The sequence below is a fragment of the Janibacter sp. CFPM2_SD2 genome, from assembly GCF_057364645.1.
In genome coordinates this window covers 1-17,450 of record NZ_JBNFOF010000007.1, presented here as the reverse complement: position 1 = coordinate 17,450, position 17,450 = coordinate 1, and the positions used below count along the sequence as shown (strand labels likewise).

The 17,450-nt window shown below is 72.1% G+C and carries 19 protein-coding genes, 1 tRNA gene, 3 pseudogenes and 1 riboswitch; of the genes and pseudogenes, 11 read left to right on the top strand and 12 right to left on the bottom strand.

The genetic code is table 11. The annotated features are described in order from the left end of the window. Nucleotides 1-11: 11 nt before the first annotated feature. The 3 genes from AC2W7J_RS01415 (at nucleotide 12) to AC2W7J_RS01405 (ending at nucleotide 2,761) form a co-directional block, all read left to right on the top strand. Nucleotides 12-632, top strand: coding sequence for a D-2-hydroxyacid dehydrogenase (locus AC2W7J_RS01415; protein ID WP_485981109.1), 621 nt, complete (start codon nucleotides 12-14; stop codon nucleotides 630-632). Then, a complete protein-coding gene (locus AC2W7J_RS01410; protein WP_485981107.1) occupies nucleotides 629-1,999 on the top strand; it encodes an amidase in 1,371 nt (456 codons plus the stop codon). The genes AC2W7J_RS01415 and AC2W7J_RS01410 overlap by 4 nt, the downstream gene beginning before the upstream one ends. 138 nt (nucleotides 2,000-2,137) lie before the next feature. Next, on the top strand, nucleotides 2,138-2,761 hold the full coding sequence (locus tag AC2W7J_RS01405) for an alpha/beta hydrolase (protein ID WP_485981105.1): 624 nt from the start codon (nucleotides 2,138-2,140) through the stop codon (nucleotides 2,759-2,761). A 93-nt stretch (nucleotides 2,762-2,854) separates the two neighbouring features. On the opposite strand, the gene AC2W7J_RS01400 is transcribed toward AC2W7J_RS01405, so the two are convergent. After that, entirely contained in the window at nucleotides 2,855-3,349 is a 495-nt protein-coding gene (locus AC2W7J_RS01400) for a DUF3830 family protein (protein WP_485981103.1), read from the bottom strand. Between the two features lies 1 nt (nucleotide 3,350). Next, nucleotides 3,351-4,592, bottom strand: coding sequence for an aspartate aminotransferase family protein (locus AC2W7J_RS01395; RefSeq protein ID WP_485981102.1), 1,242 nt, complete (start codon nucleotides 4,590-4,592; stop codon nucleotides 3,351-3,353). Nucleotides 4,593-4,682: 90 nt separating this feature from the next. Here AC2W7J_RS01395 and AC2W7J_RS01390 point away from each other — a divergent pair. Further along, nucleotides 4,683-6,165 (top strand): annotated as a pseudogene (locus tag AC2W7J_RS01390) (NAD-dependent succinate-semialdehyde dehydrogenase). A 1-nt stretch (nucleotide 6,166) separates the two neighbouring features. On the opposite strand, the gene AC2W7J_RS01385 reads toward AC2W7J_RS01390, so the two are convergent. Together AC2W7J_RS01385 and AC2W7J_RS01380 are read right to left on the bottom strand one after the other, a co-directional pair. Continuing rightward, complete coding sequence (locus AC2W7J_RS01385) at nucleotides 6,167-6,637, bottom strand: VOC family protein (protein ID WP_485981100.1); 471 nt, start codon at nucleotides 6,635-6,637, stop codon at nucleotides 6,167-6,169. A gap of 9 nt (nucleotides 6,638-6,646) precedes the next feature. Beyond that, nucleotides 6,647-7,069, bottom strand: a complete 423-nt coding sequence (locus AC2W7J_RS01380) for a helix-turn-helix transcriptional regulator (RefSeq protein WP_485981099.1) — start codon at nucleotides 7,067-7,069, stop codon at nucleotides 6,647-6,649. A gap of 29 nt (nucleotides 7,070-7,098) precedes the next feature. Between AC2W7J_RS01380 and AC2W7J_RS01375 the strand changes: the two genes are divergently transcribed. Further along, nucleotides 7,099-7,431, top strand: coding sequence for a DUF952 domain-containing protein (locus AC2W7J_RS01375; protein ID WP_485981097.1), 333 nt, complete (start codon nucleotides 7,099-7,101; stop codon nucleotides 7,429-7,431). A gap of 14 nt (nucleotides 7,432-7,445) precedes the next feature. Here AC2W7J_RS01375 and ybaK read toward each other — a convergent pair whose 3' ends face one another. The 3 genes from ybaK to AC2W7J_RS01360 form a co-directional block, all read right to left on the bottom strand. Continuing rightward, nucleotides 7,446-7,952, bottom strand: a complete 507-nt coding sequence (ybaK, locus tag AC2W7J_RS01370; RefSeq protein WP_485981096.1) for a Cys-tRNA(Pro) deacylase — start codon at nucleotides 7,950-7,952, stop codon at nucleotides 7,446-7,448. Nucleotides 7,953-7,964: 12 nt separating this feature from the next. After that, complete coding sequence (locus AC2W7J_RS01365) at nucleotides 7,965-9,383, bottom strand: protein adenylyltransferase SelO (protein WP_485981135.1); 1,419 nt, start codon at nucleotides 9,381-9,383, stop codon at nucleotides 7,965-7,967. Between the two features lie 61 nt (nucleotides 9,384-9,444). Then, nucleotides 9,445-10,107 (bottom strand): alanyl-tRNA editing protein, encoded by a 663-nt coding sequence (locus tag AC2W7J_RS01360; protein ID WP_485981094.1) that lies wholly within the window; start codon nucleotides 10,105-10,107, stop codon nucleotides 9,445-9,447. An 82-nt stretch (nucleotides 10,108-10,189) separates the two neighbouring features. Between AC2W7J_RS01360 and ppk2 the strand changes: the two genes are divergently transcribed. The 5 genes from ppk2 (at nucleotide 10,190) to AC2W7J_RS01335 (ending at nucleotide 13,227) form a co-directional block, all read left to right on the top strand. Further along, nucleotides 10,190-11,080 carry a polyphosphate kinase 2 gene (gene ppk2 / locus AC2W7J_RS01355; protein ID WP_421007891.1) on the top strand — a complete coding sequence of 297 codons (891 nt, stop codon included), beginning with the start codon at nucleotides 10,190-10,192 and terminating at the stop codon, nucleotides 11,078-11,080. Between the two features lie 120 nt (nucleotides 11,081-11,200). Continuing rightward, a complete protein-coding gene (gene yczE, locus AC2W7J_RS01350; protein WP_485981092.1) occupies nucleotides 11,201-11,890 on the top strand; it encodes a membrane protein YczE in 690 nt (229 codons plus the stop codon). A 38-nt stretch (nucleotides 11,891-11,928) separates the two neighbouring features. After that, a riboswitch (SAM riboswitch) is annotated at nucleotides 11,929-12,043 on the top strand. Between the two features lie 32 nt (nucleotides 12,044-12,075). Next, the gene (locus AC2W7J_RS01345; protein ID WP_485981090.1) at nucleotides 12,076-12,549 is read left to right on the top strand and encodes an OsmC family protein; all 474 of its coding nucleotides are present in this window, start codon (nucleotides 12,076-12,078) and stop codon (nucleotides 12,547-12,549) included. Nucleotides 12,550-12,571: 22 nt separating this feature from the next. Next, nucleotides 12,572-12,832 carry a type II toxin-antitoxin system Phd/YefM family antitoxin gene (locus tag AC2W7J_RS01340; protein WP_072625853.1) on the top strand — a complete coding sequence of 87 codons (261 nt, stop codon included), beginning with the start codon at nucleotides 12,572-12,574 and terminating at the stop codon, nucleotides 12,830-12,832. Further along, nucleotides 12,829-13,227: a type II toxin-antitoxin system VapC family toxin gene (locus AC2W7J_RS01335; RefSeq protein ID WP_485981088.1), complete on the top strand. Its 399-nt coding sequence runs from the start codon at nucleotides 12,829-12,831 to the stop codon at nucleotides 13,225-13,227. Before AC2W7J_RS01340 ends, AC2W7J_RS01335 begins: the two co-directional genes overlap by 4 nt. On the opposite strand, the gene AC2W7J_RS01330 is transcribed toward AC2W7J_RS01335, so the two are convergent. From AC2W7J_RS01330 to AC2W7J_RS01310, 5 genes and pseudogenes are all read right to left on the bottom strand, one after another. Further along, on the bottom strand, nucleotides 13,224-13,775 hold the full coding sequence (locus AC2W7J_RS01330; RefSeq protein WP_485981087.1) for a SelB domain-containing protein: 552 nt from the start codon (nucleotides 13,773-13,775) through the stop codon (nucleotides 13,224-13,226). The genes AC2W7J_RS01335 and AC2W7J_RS01330 overlap by 4 nt on opposite strands. Beyond that, complete coding sequence (locus AC2W7J_RS01325; protein ID WP_485981141.1) at nucleotides 13,727-14,857, bottom strand: hypothetical protein; 1,131 nt, start codon at nucleotides 14,855-14,857, stop codon at nucleotides 13,727-13,729. Before AC2W7J_RS01325 ends, AC2W7J_RS01330 begins: the two co-directional genes overlap by 49 nt. Nucleotides 14,858-14,931: 74 nt before the next feature. Beyond that, nucleotides 14,932-15,093, bottom strand: a pseudogene (locus tag AC2W7J_RS01320) (hypothetical protein); the annotation flags it as partial. Then, nucleotides 15,090-16,443 (bottom strand): annotated as a pseudogene (gene selA / locus AC2W7J_RS01315) (L-seryl-tRNA(Sec) selenium transferase). The pseudogenes selA and AC2W7J_RS01320, both read right to left, overlap by 4 nt. 44 nt (nucleotides 16,444-16,487) lie before the next feature. Further along, nucleotides 16,488-16,583: transfer RNA gene (locus tag AC2W7J_RS01310), tRNA-Sec, on the bottom strand. Between the two features lie 59 nt (nucleotides 16,584-16,642). Here AC2W7J_RS01310 and selD point away from each other — a divergent pair. Continuing rightward, nucleotides 16,643-17,450 (top strand): selenide, water dikinase SelD (gene selD / locus AC2W7J_RS01305; RefSeq protein WP_485981085.1); only part of this gene is annotated, 808 nt, incomplete at its 3' end.

The following is a 17,450-nucleotide window of genomic DNA, read 5'->3' as shown; positions in this document are numbered from 1 at the left end:
CTGCCGCGCTCGTGGGAGCTGCAGCAGGCCCACCGGTGGTGCACCGCGAGTCGGAGCGGGTCGCGGGCACGAGCGCCCTCGTCATCGGCACCGGCCAGATCGGCCGCGCGATCGCCCGTCTCCTGCGCGCCGTCGGCATCCGCGTCTCCGGCTCCGGGCGACGGGCGCGCACCGACGACCCCGACTTCGGCACCGTCACCGCCCAGGAGGACCTGCACGAGGCGCTCGCGGGCGCCGACTGGGTCGTGTGCATCGCGCCGCTCACCGAGGCCACCCGCGGCATGCTCGACGCCGCCGCCTTCCGCGCGATGCCCGACCACGCCCGCCTCATCAACGTCGGGCGCGGCGAGTCGGTCGTCACCGACGACCTCGTCACCGCCCTGCGCGAGGGGGCCATCGCCGGGGCCGCCCTCGACGTGCTCGACACCGAGCCGCTGCCCGACGACCACCCTCTGTGGGACCTGCCCGACGTGCGCATCACCCCGCACAACTCGGGCGACTTCGTCGGATGGCGTGACGCGCTCGTGCGCGTCTTCACCGACAACTTCGCCCGCTGGGTCGACGAGGAGCCGCTGCGCGACGTCGTCGACACCTCGCTGGGCTACGTACCGACCGACGGGAGCGCCCGATGACCCCCACCGAGATGACCGCCGTCGAGCTCGTCGCCGCCTACGGCGCCAAGGAGCTCTCGCCCGTCGAGGCGACCGAGGCGGTCCTGGCCCGGATCGACGAGGTCGACGGCGAGATCAACGCGATGTGCCTCGTCGACCGGGAGAGCGCCCTGGCGCAGGCGCGCGCGTCGGAGGCCCGGTGGCAGGCCGGCGCTCCCCAGGGGCTGCTCGACGGGGTGCCCACCTCGATGAAGGACATCTTCCTCACCAAGGGCTGGCCCACCCTTCGTGGCTCGAAGTCGATCGACCCCGACCAGGCCTGGGACGTCGACGCCCCCGTCACCGCGCGACTGCGCGAGGACGGCATGGTCTTCGTCGGCAAGAACACCACGCCCGAGATCGCGTGGAAGGGCGTCACCGACTCGCCCCTGACCGGCGTGACCCGCAACCCCCTCGACACCCGGATGACCGCTGGCGGGTCCTCCGGTGGCGCGGCCGCCATCGTCGCCGCCGGTATGGGCCCGGTCGCCGTGGGCACCGACGCCGGGGGCAGTATCCGCATCCCTGCGTCCTTCTGCGGGATCGTCGGCTTCAAGCCGACCCACGGGCGGGTGCCGATGTTCCCCGCCAGCCCCTTCGGGCCGCTCGCCCACGCCGGCCCGATGACGCGCACCGTCGAGGACGCGGCGCTGCTCATGGACATCATCTCGCTGCCCGACCACCGCGACCCGACGGCGCTCGCACCGCCGCGCGCGACCTTCCGCGGTGAGCTCGCCCGCGACCTCACCGGGCTGCACGTCGCCTACTCGCGAGACCTCGGGTGGGTCGACGTCGACCCGGAGGTCGCCGCGACCGTCGACGCCGCGGTGGCCAAGATCGACGCCGCCGGGTTGCACGTCACCGCGACCGACCCGGGCTTCGACGACCCCTTCGACGCCTTCGAGCTGCTGTGGGGCGCCAGCGCGGCGACGCTGCTGCGGACGATGCCGGGCGCCCGCGACACGATCGACCCCGAGCTCGGCCGGGCCTGGGACCTGGGCGAGTCGGTGAGCGGCGTCGACGTCTTCGAGGCGCGTGCCGTCGCCGCACGGCTCGGCATCACGATGGGTGCCTTCCACGAGGAGCACAACCTGCTCATCACGCCGACGATGCCGATCCCCGCCTTCGAGGCCGGCCACGACGTCCCCCCGGGCAGCGGCATGACGCACTGGGCCCAGTGGACGCCCTTCACCTATCCCTTCAACATGACCCAGCAGCCGGCAATCAGCATCCCGTGCGGCACGACCTCGGCCGGCCTGCCGGTCGGCCTGCAGATCATCGGTCCGCGGCACTCCGACGACCTCGTCCTGGCCGCGGCGCGCTGGATGGAGGGCGTGCTCACGGGCTGAGCCGGTCCGAGCGCGTTGGCGCGATCGGGTCCTCTCGTGGCTCTGCCGTTGCTCCGTACTGTGAGTCAGAACCACAGCACGGAGCAACGGCAGAGTTGGCGCCATCTGGTACGGCCCTACCGCGCATGGGAGGTGAGCATGTCGGAGCACGCGTACGTCGTCCGCGGCACCGACCCGGGCAGAGCCCCCTTGATGTTGCTGCACGGCTCAAACGGCCGCGAGACGGACCTGCTGGATCTGGCTCAGCGTGTGTCCCCAACCAGCACCCGGGTGGGACTGCGGGGGACGGTGACGATGTCACGTGGGTATGGCTTCTTCCGACGTCATGAGGATCGGCGGGTGGACGAGTCTGACCTGCGGGGGCGCGTGCCTGATCTGGCCGGATGCATCCGGGAGCTGGCCGTCGGTCTCGGTGACTCGCGACCGGTCGCAGTGGGATTCTCCAACGGCGCGATCATGGCGGCCGCACTGCTGATGTCGCACCCAAGTGCGCTCGGGGGAGCGGTGCTCTTCCGCCCCTTGGCCCCCTTCGAGCAACCGCCTCGGACGCAGTTGCAGGGAGTGCCTGTGCTGGTCCTCGACGGTCCCCACGACGAACGGCGATCGCCCGGTGATGGACGTCGCCTGGCGGGCGAACTGCGCGCGATGGGCGCTCGGGTCACGCACCAGGTGCTGCCGGTGGGCCATGCGATCACCCGGGATGACGAACGGATCGCGCGGCTCTGGCTGCGGGACCTACCGGGCGCAGGTGGAGGCGCGTGACCGGGAAGTCCCACGTGCCATGCGACATGACAGCAAGAGTTCCGAACCCTTGCGAAGGGGCAGGTGCTCATGTCGAGCGTGCTGGCGCGCAGGTCAGGCCCGCGCGAAGAGCAACCGCTCGCCGGCAAAGCCGTTGCGCCACAGGTCGGTGCAGGCCGCCGCCATCTCGGCCAGGCCCTCCTCGATCGTCGCGAAGACCGACCCGGGCACCCAGCCGACGTCGCCGTTGATGAGCAGGTTGTTGCGGCCGTAGAAGATCGCCAGGTCGGTCGCGCCCTGGGCGGCGTGCGCCTCGGACCCGGGCTCGTAACCGTAGGCCGGGTTGCCGATCTCCCACGGCTCGAAGTCGAAGAGGCAGACGTCGCCCGGGATCGGGGTGACCGTGGGATTTTCGCGGCGCGGGGCCGCGGTGATCCTTGGCAGCAGCGTGTAGACCTCGTTGCGCGCGTACTTCGCGTGGAAGGCGTCGCCGCCCGCGGGCAGCGCGTCCCAGACGGCCGCGCAGGTCAGGGGTGCCTCGTCGTCGAGGAGACGCGCGCGGCACGTCACCCCACGACTCTCGAGCGTGATGGTGACGTGCCGCGTCATGTCAGACCTCCGCCAGGACCTTGCCCCAGATCCCCAGGGCCTCGTCGACCTGCTCGGCGGTGACGACGAGCGGTGGGACCATCCGCACGACGTTCATGTGGGCGCCGCAGGTGAGCAGGAGCAGGCCCTTCTTGGCGGCGAGCTGCTGCGCCGCCTGGGCGCGGGCGGTGTCGGGCGTGCCGTCGGCGGCGGTGAACTCGCTGCCGACGAGCAGGCCGAGTCCGCGCACGTCGCCGATCCCGTCGACCCTGGCGGCCTTCGCGCCCTCGAGCAGCTGGGTCCCGCGCTCGGCGGAGTTGGCGACCAGGCCCTCCTCCTCGATGACCTCGAGGGTGGCGACGGCCGCGGCGCAGGCGACGGCGTTGCCGCCGTAGGTGCCGCCCTGCGAGCCCGGCCACGCCTTGCTCATCAGCTCCTCGCTCGCGGCGATGCCGGAGATGGGGAAGCCGGAGGCGATCCCCTTCGCCAGGGTGATGATGTCGGGCTTCACGTCGAAGTGCTCGTGGCCGAACATCTTGCCGGTGCGGCCGAAGCCGGTCTGGACCTCGTCCATGACGAGGAGGATCCCGTGCTTGTCGGCCCGTTCGCGCAGCCCCTGGAAGAAGGCGGTGTTGCCGGGGATGTAGCCCCCTTCGCCGAGGACCGGCTCGACGATGAAGGCGGCGGTCTCCTGCGGTGAGGTGAGCGTCGCGAGGATGTAGTCGAGCTCCTTGAGGGCGAAGGCGGTGGCCTCCTCCTCGCTCCAGCCGTAGCGGTAGGCGGTGGGGAAGGGGGCGACGTGGACCCCGCCCATGAGCGGGCTGAAGCCGGCCGAGAAGCGGGTGCCGGAGGTCGTCATCGTCGCCGTCGCGACGGTGCGGCCGTGGAAGCCGCCGTGGAAGACGATGACATTGGGCCGACCGGTCGCCTGCCGCGAGAGGCGGAGGGAGGCCTCGAGCGCCTCGCTGCCGGAGTTGGCGAAGAAGAGGCTGTCGAGGTGCGAAGGGAGGACCCCCTGCAGTTTGTCGACGAGGGCGAGCAGCGGCTGGTGCATGACCGTCGTGTACTGGCCGTGGATGAGCTTGCCGACCTGCTCCTGCGCGGCGGCGACGACCTTGGGGTGGCAGTGCCCGGTGCTCACGACGCCGATGCCGGCGGTGAAGTCGAGGTGGCGGTTGCCGTCGACGTCGAAGATCTCCGAGCCGAGGGCGTGGTCGATCGTCACGGGGGTGGCCTGCTTCAGCAGGGGGGACAGCGCTGTCATCGGGACCTCCGAGGTGGGGTTGTTCGTCTGATTGTTGACAATACGTCTACGGTTGGGGAGACGGCAAGGACGCTGACGAAGGAGCCTTCCATGACGACCACGGACACGCCAGAGGTCACCCGCGAGCAGGAGCGCGAGGCGATCGCCTCGGTGCCCACCGGCCTCTTCATCGGGGGCGAGTGGCGCACGACCCGCGCGACGATGCCCGTCGACGACCCGTCGACCGGCGAGCACCTCTCGAGGTCGCCGACGCCGACCCCGACGAGGCCGCGGCGGCCCTCGACGCCGCCGTCGCGGCCCAGGCGGAGTGGGCGCAGGTGCCGCCCCGCGAGCGCAGCGAGATCCTCACCCGCGCCCGTGACCTCATGCTCGCCGACGTCGACCGGCTCGCCCTGATCATGACCCTCGAGATGGGCAAGCCCCTGGCCGAGGCGAAGGGGGAGGTGGCCTACGCCGCCGAGTTCTTCCGCTGGTTCGCCGAGGAGGCCGTGCGCATCGACGGCGGCTTCATGACCGCGCCGGCGGGCGGCTCGCGCTTCCTCGTCGCCAAGCAGCCGGTCGGCCCGTGCATCCTCATCACCCCGTGGAACTTCCCGATGGCGATGGGCACCCGGAAGATCGGGCCGGCCATCGCCGCCGGGTGCACGTCGGTCATCAAGCCGGCGGCCGAGACGCCGCTGTCGACCCTCGCGCTCGCCGACATCCTCGTGCAGGCGGGCTTGCCGGCGGGTGTGGTCAACGTCGTGACGACGAGCAAGAGCGACGACGTCATGCGCCCGATGATCCTCGACCAGCGCTCGCGCAAGATCTCCTTCACCGGGTCGACGCCCGTCGGCAAGCACCTCCTCGAGCTCGCCGCGAAGACCGTCATGCGAACGTCGATGGAGCTCGGCGGCAATGCCCCCTTCCTCGTCTTCGACGACGCCGACCTCGACGTCGCCGTCGAGGGGGCCATGGCCGCGAAGATGCGCAACATCGGCCAGGCCTGCACCGCGGCCAACCGGATCCTCGTGCAGCGTGGCGTCGCCGCGGAGTTCGCCCGCCGGCTGGGAGAGCGGATGGGCGCCCTGCCGATGGGCCGCGGCGTCGAGGACGGCGTCGTCGTCGCCCGCTCGTCAACCAGAAGGCGGTCGACAAGGTCGACGAGCTCGTCCGCGACGCCCTCGACCGCGGGGCCACCGCGCAGCTCGGCGGCGCCCCCGCGGACCGCGACGGCTACTTCTACCCGGCGACCGTGCTCACCGGCGTGCCCGCGGAGGCGCAGATGGGCAGCGCCGAGATCTTCGGCCCGGTCGCGGCGATCACCGAGTTCGACACCGAGGAGGAGGCGATCGCGCTGGCCAACGACACCCCCTTCGGCCTGATCTCCTACGTCTTCACCCAGGGGCTCGACCGCGGGCTGCGGGTGAGCGAGGCCCTCGAGGCCGGCATGGTCGGCCTCAACCAGGGCGTCGTCTCCAACCCCGCCGCTCCCTTCGGCGGGATCAAGGAGTCCGGCGTCGGCCGCGAGGGCGGCTTCACCGGCATCGACGAGTTCCTCGAGACGAAGTACATCGGCGTGCGGATGGGCTGACTCAGCCCCGCAGGTCGGTGGCGCTCTCCCCGTGCTCGGCGAAGTCCTCGGCGGTCACGGGGCCCTCTGCGGGCTGCGTGATCCGCACCGGGTTGCCGAAGGGGTCCCGCAGCGCGCAGTCGATGCCGTAGGGGCGCTCGGTCGGCTCCTCGGTGAACTCCACCCCCTTCGCCCGCAGGTCCTCGTAGGTGGCCCGGCAGTCGTCGGTCGTGAGGATGGCGGCGGCTCCGAGCGCGCCCTTGGTGAGCAGGTCCCGCAGCTGGGCCGCGGTCTCCTCGTCGACGAAGGGAGCGCCCGGCACCTCGAGCATGATCTGCCGGTCGGGCTGGGCGGGCAGCGCGATGGTGAGCCAGCGCATGAAGCCCAGATCGACGTCGGCGCTCACCTTGAAGCCGAGCTTGCCGCAGTAGAAGTCGAGGGCCTGGTCCTGGTCGAGGACGTAGACGGAGTGGTGGCTGATTCCTGTGAGCATGGTTCCAACCTAGGGACGCGGCGGCTGGGGCGCTTCTCCGAAACTGCTCGGTCTCGTCCACCGCGTCACCACGCACCCCGGCGCGGCGATCGGCGCTTCGTCGCGGAAGTCGCTCGGCGTGCGCCCGGTGACCCGACGGAAGGTCCGGCTGAAGGTGCCGAGGCTGTCGTAGCCGACGGCCAGCGCGACCTCGGTGACGCTGCGGTCGTGGTCGCGCAGCAGGGTCATCGCCCGCTCGATCCGCCGCCGCTGCAGGTAGCGGTGCGGCGTCTCGCCGAAGGTCGCCGCGAACTGCCGGGAGAAGTGCGCCGGCGACATCAGTGCCACCCGGGCGAGCGAAAGGATGTCCAGCTCGCTCGCGTAGTCGCGGTCCATGGCGTCCCGTGCCCGCAGCAGGCGGCGGTTCTGGTCCTCCCGCGGCGTCATGGTCATGGGGTCACGCTAGAGGCACCATGGAACCCATGACCCTCCAGCACATCGCCCTCGAGTCCGACTGGCAGGCAGCGCAGTCCGCCGGCAGCTACCCCGTGTCCACGCGCGGGCGGACGATCACCGAGGAGGGCTTCATGCACTGCAGCGGCTCGCCGGAGCAGCTTCAAGGAGTCCTCGGCCGCTTCTACGCCGACGTCACCGAGCCGCTCCTGCTCCTGACGATCGACGAGGCCTCGCTCGACGGGCACGGCCTCGACGTGCGCTACGAGCCGGCGGTCCTCGGCGGCGACGAGCTCTTCCCGCACGTCTACGGCGGGGACCTGCCGATCGGGTGCGTCAGCCAGGTCGACCGCCTCCGCTGACCGACGAAGGGGAGTCAGCTCCCCTTCGCGATGTCGGCCGTGATCGCCCGGGTGACCTCGACGAGGTCACCCGGCGCGAGCTCGAGGTCCAGCCCCCGCCGCCCACCGCTGACGAAGACGGTGTCGTAGGTGAGGGCTGACTCGTCGAGCACCGTTGTCAGAGAGCGCTTCTGGCCGATCGGGCTGATCCCGCCGACGACATAGCCGGTCGTCTTCTCGGCGAGGGCGGGGTCGGCCATGCTCGCCTTCTTCGCGCCGACGGCGGCCGCGAGGGCCTTGAGGTCGAGCTGGCCGGTCACGGGGACGACGCCGACGACGAGGCCGTGGTCTCGGGGGAGATCGGTCTGCGCGAGGAGGGTCTTGAAGACCCTCGCCGGCTGGACCCCGAGCGCCTCTGCGGCCTCCATGCCGTAGGACTCGGCCCGCGGGTCGTGGTCGTACGCGCGCTCGACGAACTCGACCCCGGCCGCAGCCAGCGCCTTCGTCGCGGGGGTGGCGCCGCCCTTCGTCTTCTTGCCCATGGGACCAGTCTGCTAGGTCCCGCAGTAGGTGATGTAGCCCCGCGTGAAGTCGGGGTCGGCCGGCTCCGTGTAGCGCTCCAGCCCCGGCTGCTCGACGAAGGGGGACCGGAGCACCTCGAGCAGCTGCTCGAAGGGAGCGAGGTTGCCCGCGTGCGCCGCGGCGAGGGCCTCCTCGACGAGGTGGTTGCGGGGGATGTGGACGGGGTTGGTCTCGTCCATGATCTCGGCGCTGTCCGCGGGGGCCTTGCCCTCGCCGTGCAGGCGGGTCAGCCACCGGTCCCGCCAGGCCTGCCACCGCGCCACGTCCCGGACGCGGTCCAGGGTCGGCGTCGGCTCGTCGCGCAGCACCCGGGAGAGGTCGCGGAAGAGGCCGGTGAAGTCCAGCGACTCGTCCGCGGCGATCTGCAGCAGGTCCTCGACGAGCGCGTTGTCCCCGGCGACGTCGCGGACGAGGCCGAGCTTGATGCGGAAGTTGTCGAGCACGTGCTGCTCGTAGGCCGGGGTGAAGGCCTCGAGCCGCTCCTGCGCCTGCGTCACGAGGTCGTCGGCCTCGCCCTCGGCGAGCGGGATGAGGCACTCGGCCAGCCGCGCCAGGCCCCACAGCGCCATCGTCGGCTGCGCGGAGTAGCGGTACCGGCCAGCGGTGTCGACGCTGCTGAAGAAGGTCTCCGGGTCGTAGGCGTCGAGGAAGGCGCACGGGCCGTAGTCGATCGTCTCGCCGGAGAGGGTCATGTTGTCGGTGTTCATCACCCCGTGGATGAAGCCGAGGGACATCCACTGCGCGATGAGCTCGGCCTGTCGCTCGACGACCGCGGTGAGCAGAGCCATCGGGTCGTTCTTCGGGATGTCGGGGTGGTGCCGGGCGCGGGCGTGCTCGACGACGGCGGCGAGCTGCTCGAGGCTGCCCTGCGTGGCGACGAGGACGAGGGTGCCGATGCGCAGGTGCGAGGCGGCGACCCGGGTGAGGACGGCGCCCGGCAGGGGCCGCTCGCGCAGCACCGGCTCACCGGTTGCGACGGCAGCCAGGGCCCGCGTCGTCGGCACGCCGACCGCGTGCATGAACTCGGAGACGAGGACCTCGCGCAGCACGGGCCCCATGACCGCGCGGCCGTCACCGCCCCGGGAGAAGGGGGTGCGCCCGGACCCCTTGAGCGCGATGTCGCGGCGTCGGCCGCGGGTGTCGACGACCTCCCCGAGCAGGTGGGCCCGACCGTCGCCGAGCATCGGGGAGAGGTGACCGAACTGGTGGCCGGCGTAGGCCTGGGCGATCGGCTCCGATCCCTCGGCGACGGCATTGCCCGCGAGGACCGCGACGCCGTCCGGGGAGCGCAGGGCGTCCGGGTCGAGGCCGAGCTCGACGGCGAGGTCGTCGTCGAGCGCAGCAGCTCGGGGGCGCGCACGGGGACCGGGTCGACCCGCGCCCCGAGCCAGCCGAGATCACGGACGAAGGTGTTGTCGCAGGGCCACCTCATGCCCCCACCATCGCAGACGCTCACGCGTGCTCGGCCGTGTAGCTCAGCTTGAGCTGCCCCTTCTTGGTGCGCACGCGGGTGATCTGGATGCCGGTGAGGTCGGCCGTCGTGCGCACGTGCGTCCCACCACACGGGTCGGTCTGCAGGCCCTCGATCGTCACCCGGCGCACGCCCTCGGCGTCGACCTCGGCGCTGTAGGGCAGAGCCGCGGCGACGTGCTCGCGGGCCCGGGCGAGGATCGTCTCGACGAGCGCGGCCTTCTCCTCCTCGCCCTCGGGCAGGGAGCCGCCGTCGACGTCGTAGAGCAGGAAGGCCTGGCCCGGCGCGTGGCTCAGGCCGACGTTGACGAACCCGAGCGGCACGACGCACGCGTCGAGCAGGTGGCCGGCCGAGTGGAGCGCCGCGTGCCGACGCCGCACCTCCGGGTCGATCGCGACGTGCACGCTCTCGCCGACGGCGGGCAGGTCGCCCTCGGGGTGCAGCCACACCGCTGCGTCGTCTTTGCTCACCGAGACGGGACCACCGTCGACGGTGACGATGTCGTCCGGCTGGCCGCCCCCCTTCGGGTGGACGATGCCCTCGCGCACGGCAATGCCGGGAGTCGGCTCGTCGCACACCGCGACGACCTCGGTGTCGACCTCGTAGAGGTGGGTGTCGTCCCAGTACGCGCGGCGCTGCTCCATGGCGCCATTGAAGCAGCCGCGCGCGCTCCTCCCTTCGCCTGACGTCCACCTCCCGTCAACCTGACCTTGGTATCCATCACGCATGCAGCAGAACCTCCGCGAGTACATCGACCGGCTCATGGTCGAGGGCTACACCGTGCGTGACGACCAGGGCGACGACCCGATGCTCATCGCCCCCGACGGCAAGGCCGTCGAGACCTGGCGGGAGAACTACCCCTACGACTCCCTCATGGAGCGCGAGGAGTACGACGTCCAGAAGTACCTGCTGCAGATCGAGCTGTTGAAGTTCCAGAACTGGGCCAACGACACCGGCCGCAAGTTCGTCGTCCTCTTCGAGGGCCGCGACGCGGCGGGCAAGGGCGGCACGATCAAGCGCTTCACCGAGCACCTCAACCCGCGTGGTGCCCGCGTCGTCGCCCTGACGAAGCCGAGCGACCGCGAGCTCGGGCAGTGGTACTTCCAGCGCTACATCCAGCACCTGCCGACGAGTGGCGAGATCGTCCTCTTCGACCGCTCCTGGTACAACCGGGCCGGCGTCGAGCGGGTCATGGGCTTCTGCAGCGACGAGCAGTACGAGGGCTTCATGGACCAGGCGCCGAAGATCGAGCGGATGCTCGCCGACGCCGGGGTGCACGTCACCAAGCTGTGGTTCTCGGTGACCCAGCAGGAGCAGCGGACCCGCTTCGCCATCCGCCAGATCGACCCGGTGCGCCGGTGGAAGCTCTCCCCGATGGACCTCGAGAGCCTCGACAAGTGGGAGGCCTACACCGAGGCCAAGGAGGAGATGTTCCGGCGGACCGACACCCGGCATGCGCCGTGGACGGTCATCAAGTCCAACGACAAGAAGCGTGGTCGGATCAACGCGATCCGCTTCTTCCTCAACCAGTTCGACTACGAGGGCAAGGACCCCCAGGTCGTCTTCACGCCGGACCGCAAGGTCGTCTCCCGAGGCCGCAAGACCGAGGGCGACTGACGCCTCCCTCGCCCTCGGTCCCCGGGCAGGTCCCACGCTCCGCGTGGACGGGCGACCGTGGCCGTCTCGTAGGGCCGAACCGGGTCGACATCGTCGACCGCCCGGGTGCAGGGTGACCTCGTGACCCACGACCCCGTCCCGACCCGCGCCCCGCGCGGCCGGGCCCTCGCTGACATCGGCCCGATCGAGCAGCTGCGCGCCGGCCGCCTCGGTGTCCGCCTGCCGCTCCTGCTCGCCGGGCTCTTCCTCTACGGCGCATCCATGGCGATGGTCCTGCGCGCGACCCTCGGCCAGATCCCGTGGGACGTGCTGCACGTCGGCGTCTCGCACCACATCCCGCTGAGCTTCGGCACGATCGTCATCGGCGTCTCGCTTCTCGTGCTGCTCGGGTGGATCCCCCTGCGGCAGAAGCCCGGTCTGGGGACGATCGGCAACGCCTTGCTCATCGGGCCGTCCGCCGACCTCGTGCTGTCTGTCCTCGACGAGCCGATCGGCATGGTCTGGCGCATCGCCCTGCTCCTCGGGGGCGTGGTGCTCAACGGCGTCGCGACCGGCATGTACATCGGCTCGCAGTTCGGCCCCGGCCCGCGCGACGGGCTGATGACCGGCCTGGCCCGCATCACCGGTGGCTCGATCCGACTCGTGCGCACCGGCATCGAAGTCGCCGTCGTCGCCGTCGGCTGGCTGCTCGGCGGCACCGTCGGCGTCGGCACGGTGCTCTACGCGGTGGCCATCGGGCCGCTGGCCCAGCTCTTCCTGCCGCTCTTCACCGTCGACCTGAAGCGCCCCGTCCCACCCATCGATATATAACTGGACATTATGGATTGAATCATGTCACGTTATGGGTAGGTCATGAGTCCCAGCGCGAAGCCCCGGCTGGCTGGGCGGCAACCCTCCTCCCTTCGGTGGGGTGCCCCGGGTGAGGACCTGGGCTCGGTCGACCGACCGGGCCAAGCGAGGGGCGTCGCCGCCCCGTGACCCACACAGGAGCACGCATGTCCGCCACCGCCACCGCCTCGACCATCCTCACCTCGAGCGTGCAGGGCCGCCTCGTCACCGGGACCGAGGTCGCGATCACCGCCCGCCAGCACGAGTTCACCATCGACGAGCCGGAGAGCCTCGGCGGCGCCGACAAGGGCGCCAACCCCATCGAGCACCTGCTCGCGGCCCTCGCCTCGTGCACCGTCATCAGCTACCAGGTCTGGGCCGGCAAGCTCGGCATCGCGGTCGACTCCGTCGACGTCGACCTCGAGGGCACGATCGACCTCGCCGGGTTCTTCGGCACCGACGAGGCCGTGCGCCCCGGCTTCCAGGGGATCGAGCTGGGCATCCGGGTCGCCTGCCCGGCAAGCGAGGCGGACTACCGCCGCCTCGAGCAGGCCGTCGCCGAGCACTGCCCCGTCCTCGACAACCTGACGCAGGGCGTGCCGGTCACGACAACCCTCGAGGTCGCCACTGCCGCCGCCTGACGTCGGTTGCTACGCTTGCTACATGGCAACCATCTCGCATCGGGAGCTCCGCAACGACAGCGCCGAGGTGCTGCGTCGGGTGGCGGCGGGTGAGAGCCTGACCGTGACCAACCGAGGCGAGCCGGTTGCGCGAATGGTGCCCCTGGGGGGTTCTGCATTCGAGGAGGCGGTCGCGTCGGGGCAGGTGCAGCCAGCGCGTGCGGCGCGGGACTTCTCGAGCATCCACCGAGTCGAAGGCGTGGACACGGCCGAGGTGCTCGAGGACCTCCGAGGCGATCGATGATCGTCTACCTCGACACGTCCGCGGCCTTCAAGCTGCTGGCGGCCGAGGCGGAGTCGGAACCCCTGGCGGCCGCGCTCACCGCACTGGATCCCGCCGACGTCCTGCTCTCCTCCAGGCTGCTCTTCACCGAGCTGCACTGCGCAGCCCAGCGCCGATCGGTGTGGGACGTGACCGCGGTCAACGCCGTGCTGGAGATGATCACCCTGGCCGACGTCACCCGTGAGGACCTCGACCGAGCAGCGACGAGCGGATGGGGGCTGCGCAGCGCCGACGCGATCCACCTTTCCACGGCCCTGCGGATGCAGTCGGAAGTGCTGGCCGCGTACGACCGAGAGCTGTGCGCCGCGGGGGAGTCGGCCGGTCTTCGCCTGCTCCGGCCGGGGGTTACCGACTAGCGCACGACCTCGCGCAGGCTCCCGTCGACCCGACGGGTCCATCCCCGTGAGTCGAGGTGCTCGAGCAGCGGCACGGCGACCCGGCGGGTCGTGCCCAGCGCCTGACGCGCAGCGCTCAGGGTGAATGGCTGCTCCAGCCCCGCGAGCAGTCGCATCGCGTGCGCCGGACCGCTCGGCAGGAGGACGACGTCGTCGGGCAGCCGCAGCAGCCGGCCGAGGCGCGCCGCCGCGGCGAGCTCCGCGGGGCCCAGCCCGAGGTCGTCGAGGTCGCCTCTCTCCGGCGCGACGAAGGGAGTGGCCCGCAGCCTCTCCTCGAGAGCCGCGACCCCCGCCTCCGCGTGCCCCAGGCCAGCGGCGGTCGGGTCGTGGACCCGGCCGTCGGTGATCGTCAGGCCGGTGTCGGGGACGAGGGCACGGACGAGGGCGACCCCGAAGTCGTCGGGCAGGTGATCGGGCAGCAGGAGGTGGCGGCCCGCCTCGTGCAGCGGCACTCCGGCGCTCAGGGGGTCGCTCTCGTGCTCGGCGCGCAGGACGGCGACCAGACGCACCCGCCACGCCTCGCGGGCGAGCGGGTCGACCCACCAGTCGCCTTGACGCACGGCGTCGGGGGGAGGGGGGAGGCCGAGTCGGTCGAGCACCTCGACCCGCTCGGCAAGGCGCGCGGACAGCCCGGGCCCACCCCGAGCGAGGCGGTCCGGTCCGGGTCGGCCTGCCCGAGCGCCTCGGCTCGCAGTCGGGCCGCGCCACGTCGGACGAGGGGGAGCGGGTCGACGTCGAGGACCCGCACGGACCACAGCCGTCGGCTGCCCGGGTCGCGCAGGATCGCTCGGTCACCCACCCGCCACGGCAGGTCGACGCTCGCCGACAGCCGCGCGAGGTCGTCGCCGAGCGGCCGCACGTGCACCGGCACGTCGACCGACCCCACGTGCAGCGTCGCTTGTTCGGGTACCCGCATCTTCTTGAGGTCGCGAGCCCCCGCCGCGCCATGACCTCCCGCCAAACCCTGCATGACCCTAGGGTTTTGCGAAGTTGTGGGGACCTCGGTGAGCTGTACGTCGACGGTCGGGGCGAGCTCCCAGGCGTCGGGGGTGAGCAGCACGGCCGAGCGGCCGACGTCGTCGACGCGGCGGAGGTTGACCGCGGTCCGCGAGACCGGTCCGACGGACTCGCGCGCTTCGTCCTGGCTGTGCAGTCCGCGGACCGTCACCTCACGGGTGGCGCCGAGGTCGAGCAGCAGCAGTCGGTCGCCGGTGCGGACCGTGCCGGCGCCGAGCGTGCCCGTGACGACGGTGCCCGCACCCGACACCGAAAAACGCCCGATCGCACCAGAGTCGCACTGCCGCAGCGGGATCCGGCTCCGGCAGCCGGGCGGCGAGGTCGCCGAGGGCGGTGCGCAGGTCGTCGAGACCGACCCCCTTCGCCGCGGCGCCTCGACGGCAGGCACGTCGAGACCGGCCCCGGCCAGATGCCGACCCGCCTCGCCACGGACCGCTGCAGTGCGGTCGTCGTCGGCGAGGTCGCAGCGGGTGATGACGAGCAGGCCATCGGTGATGCCGAGCGCCTGCACCGCCGCGAGGTGTTCGCTGCTCTGCGCCTGCCAGCCCTGATCCGCCGCGACGACGAAGACCACGGCCGGCGCCGCCCCAGTCCCGACAGCATCGTCCCGACGAACCTCTGGTGCCCCGGCACGTCGACGAAGGCGATCTCGGCCCCACCCGGCAGGCGCGTCCACGCATAGCCGAGCTCGATGGTCAGCCCTCGGTCCCGCTCCTCCGACAGGCGGTCCGGGTCGCGCCCCGTCAGCGCCCGGACGAGCGTGGACTTGCCGTGGTCGACGTGGCCTGCGGTCGCCAGCACCCGCCTCATGACGAAGGGGGCTCCGCCCCGGTCCCGTGGTGGGCGGCGTTGTCGCCCAGGGCTGCTCGCAGCGCTCGCGCCACGTCGGCGTCACGGTCGGCCGGGATGCAGCGCAGGTCGACCAGGCCGCGGCGCCCTCGACACGAGCGAGCACGACGGGCACGCCATCGGTGGGCCGACGCAGCCGCTCGACCGCCTCGACGGGCACTTCGACCGCCCAGGCCGGCAGTGGCAGGCGCCGGGGGCGCCTCCGCCGCCGACGCGGCCGTCGACGGCGACGACCTCCCGGCCCAGCGCTGTCGCCAGGGTGTCAACCCTCGGCCGCAGCTAGTCAGCGGTGGCGTGGAGCGACGCGGTGACCGGCGGGACCGGGCCGCGCACGGTCGCCTCGAGCGCGGCGAGGGTGAGCTTGTCGACCCGCAGGGCCCGGGCGAGCGGGTGGCGCTGCAGCCGCTCGACGACCTCGGCGTCACCGAGGACGAGACCTGCCTGGGGCCCGCCGAGCAGCTTGTCGCCGCTGGCCGTCACGATCGTCGCGCCGGCGCGCAGCCAGGACGTCGCGTCGGGTTCGTCGGGCAGGAGGGGGTCAGGCGTCAGCAGCCCGGAGCCGATGTCGGCGACGACCGGCACCCGAGAGCCGTCGGGCCGGGTCAGACCGCGCAGGTCCTCGAGCCCGACGGCGGTCGTGAACCCGTCCACCCGGAAGTTGCTCGGGTGCACCTTGAGCACGCACCCGGTCTCGGGGCCGATGGCGTCGGCGTAGTCGCGCAGGTGCGTGCGGTTGGTCGTGCCGACCTCGCGCAGGCGCGCGCCGGTCGAGGCGATGAGGTCGGGCAGGCGAAATCCGTCGCCGATCTCGACCATCTCGCCGCGCGAGACGACGACCTCGAGCCCGGCGGCGAGGGCCGTCGTGGCGAGGACGAGGGCGGCGGCGCCGTTGTTGACCGCCAGTGCACCAGCGGCGTCCGGCACTGCCTCGAGCAGAGCTGCCAGGGCACCCGCACCCCGTCGGCTGCGGGCTCCGGTCGTCAGGTCCATCTCGACGTCGACATAGCCCGCAGCATCGACGACCGCGTCGATCGCGCTGGGGGACAAGGGTGCTCGCCCGACATTGGTGTGCACCACGACGCCCGTCGCGTTGAGCACCGGCGTGAGCGACGAGGCCCGGGTGGGCAGGGCCGCGAGGGCCGCGGCTGCGACCTCGTCCGGCGGGATCTCGCCGGCCCGCGCCCGCTGCTGGGCCGCGACGATCGCCGTGCGCACCACGGACCGGCCGAGACGCTCCGCCGCCACGACGAAGGGGGGATCCGCCAGCAGCGTGTCGGTGCGGGGGATCGACCGGCGCGGGTCCTCGTCCACGGGCGGGTCTCCCTTCGTCGGGCGTGGTGGTGGTCGTGAAGATCTGGCGGAGGCGGACGGGAATCGAACCCGCCAGACCGAGATGCTCGGCCTCACCGGTGTTGAAGACCGGGGGGACCACCAGGAACCCAGACGCCTCCACGGGCCACCCTAGGACCTCGCCGGGCCCGACACCGGCCGTGGGCCCTACGGTGTCGTCATGGAGCCGATCCGTCTGACCCAGTACGCGCGCGGCGGAGGCTGCGCCTGCAAGATCCCGGCCGGCGAGCTCGAGCAGATCGTCGCCGGTCTGCACGCCTCGGCGCCGCCCGGGGCAGACGTGCTCGTCGGGCTCGACGACGGTGACGACGCGGCTGCCGTGCGCGTCTCCGGCGGTCAGGCCGTGCTGTCGACCACCGACTTCTTCACCCCGGTCGTCGACGACCCCTACGACTGGGGGCGGATCGCGGCGGCCAATGCGGTCTCCGACGTCTACGCCATGGGCGGCGAGCCGGTCATGGGGATCAACCTCGTCGCCTGGCCGCGGGAGCTGCTGCCGACCGACCTGCTCCGCGAGGTCCTGCGCGGTGGCCTGGACCTCGCGACCGAGGCCGGATTCCCTGTGCTCGGTGGGCACAGCATCGACGCCCCCGAGCCGATCTACGGCATGGCGGTCACCGGCACGGCCGACCCCGAGCGGCTCATGCGCAACGACGCCGCCGAGGCGGGGCTGCCGATCAGCCTGACCAAGCCGCTCGGCGTCGGGGTGCTCAACAACCGGCACAAGGCGACCGGCGAGCGCAGCGAGGAGGCGATCGCCTCGATGGTCACCCTCAACCGTGACGCCTCCCGGGCAGCCGTCGCGGCGGGCATCCGGGCGGCGACGGACGTCACCGGATTCGGCCTGCTCGGCCACCTTTACAAGATGAGCCGCGCCTCCGGGGTCGCGGCCCGTGTTGACGCCGCGGCCGTGCCCTATGTCGCCGGTGCCCGCGAGGCCCTCGCCGCCGGCCACGTGCCCGGCGGCT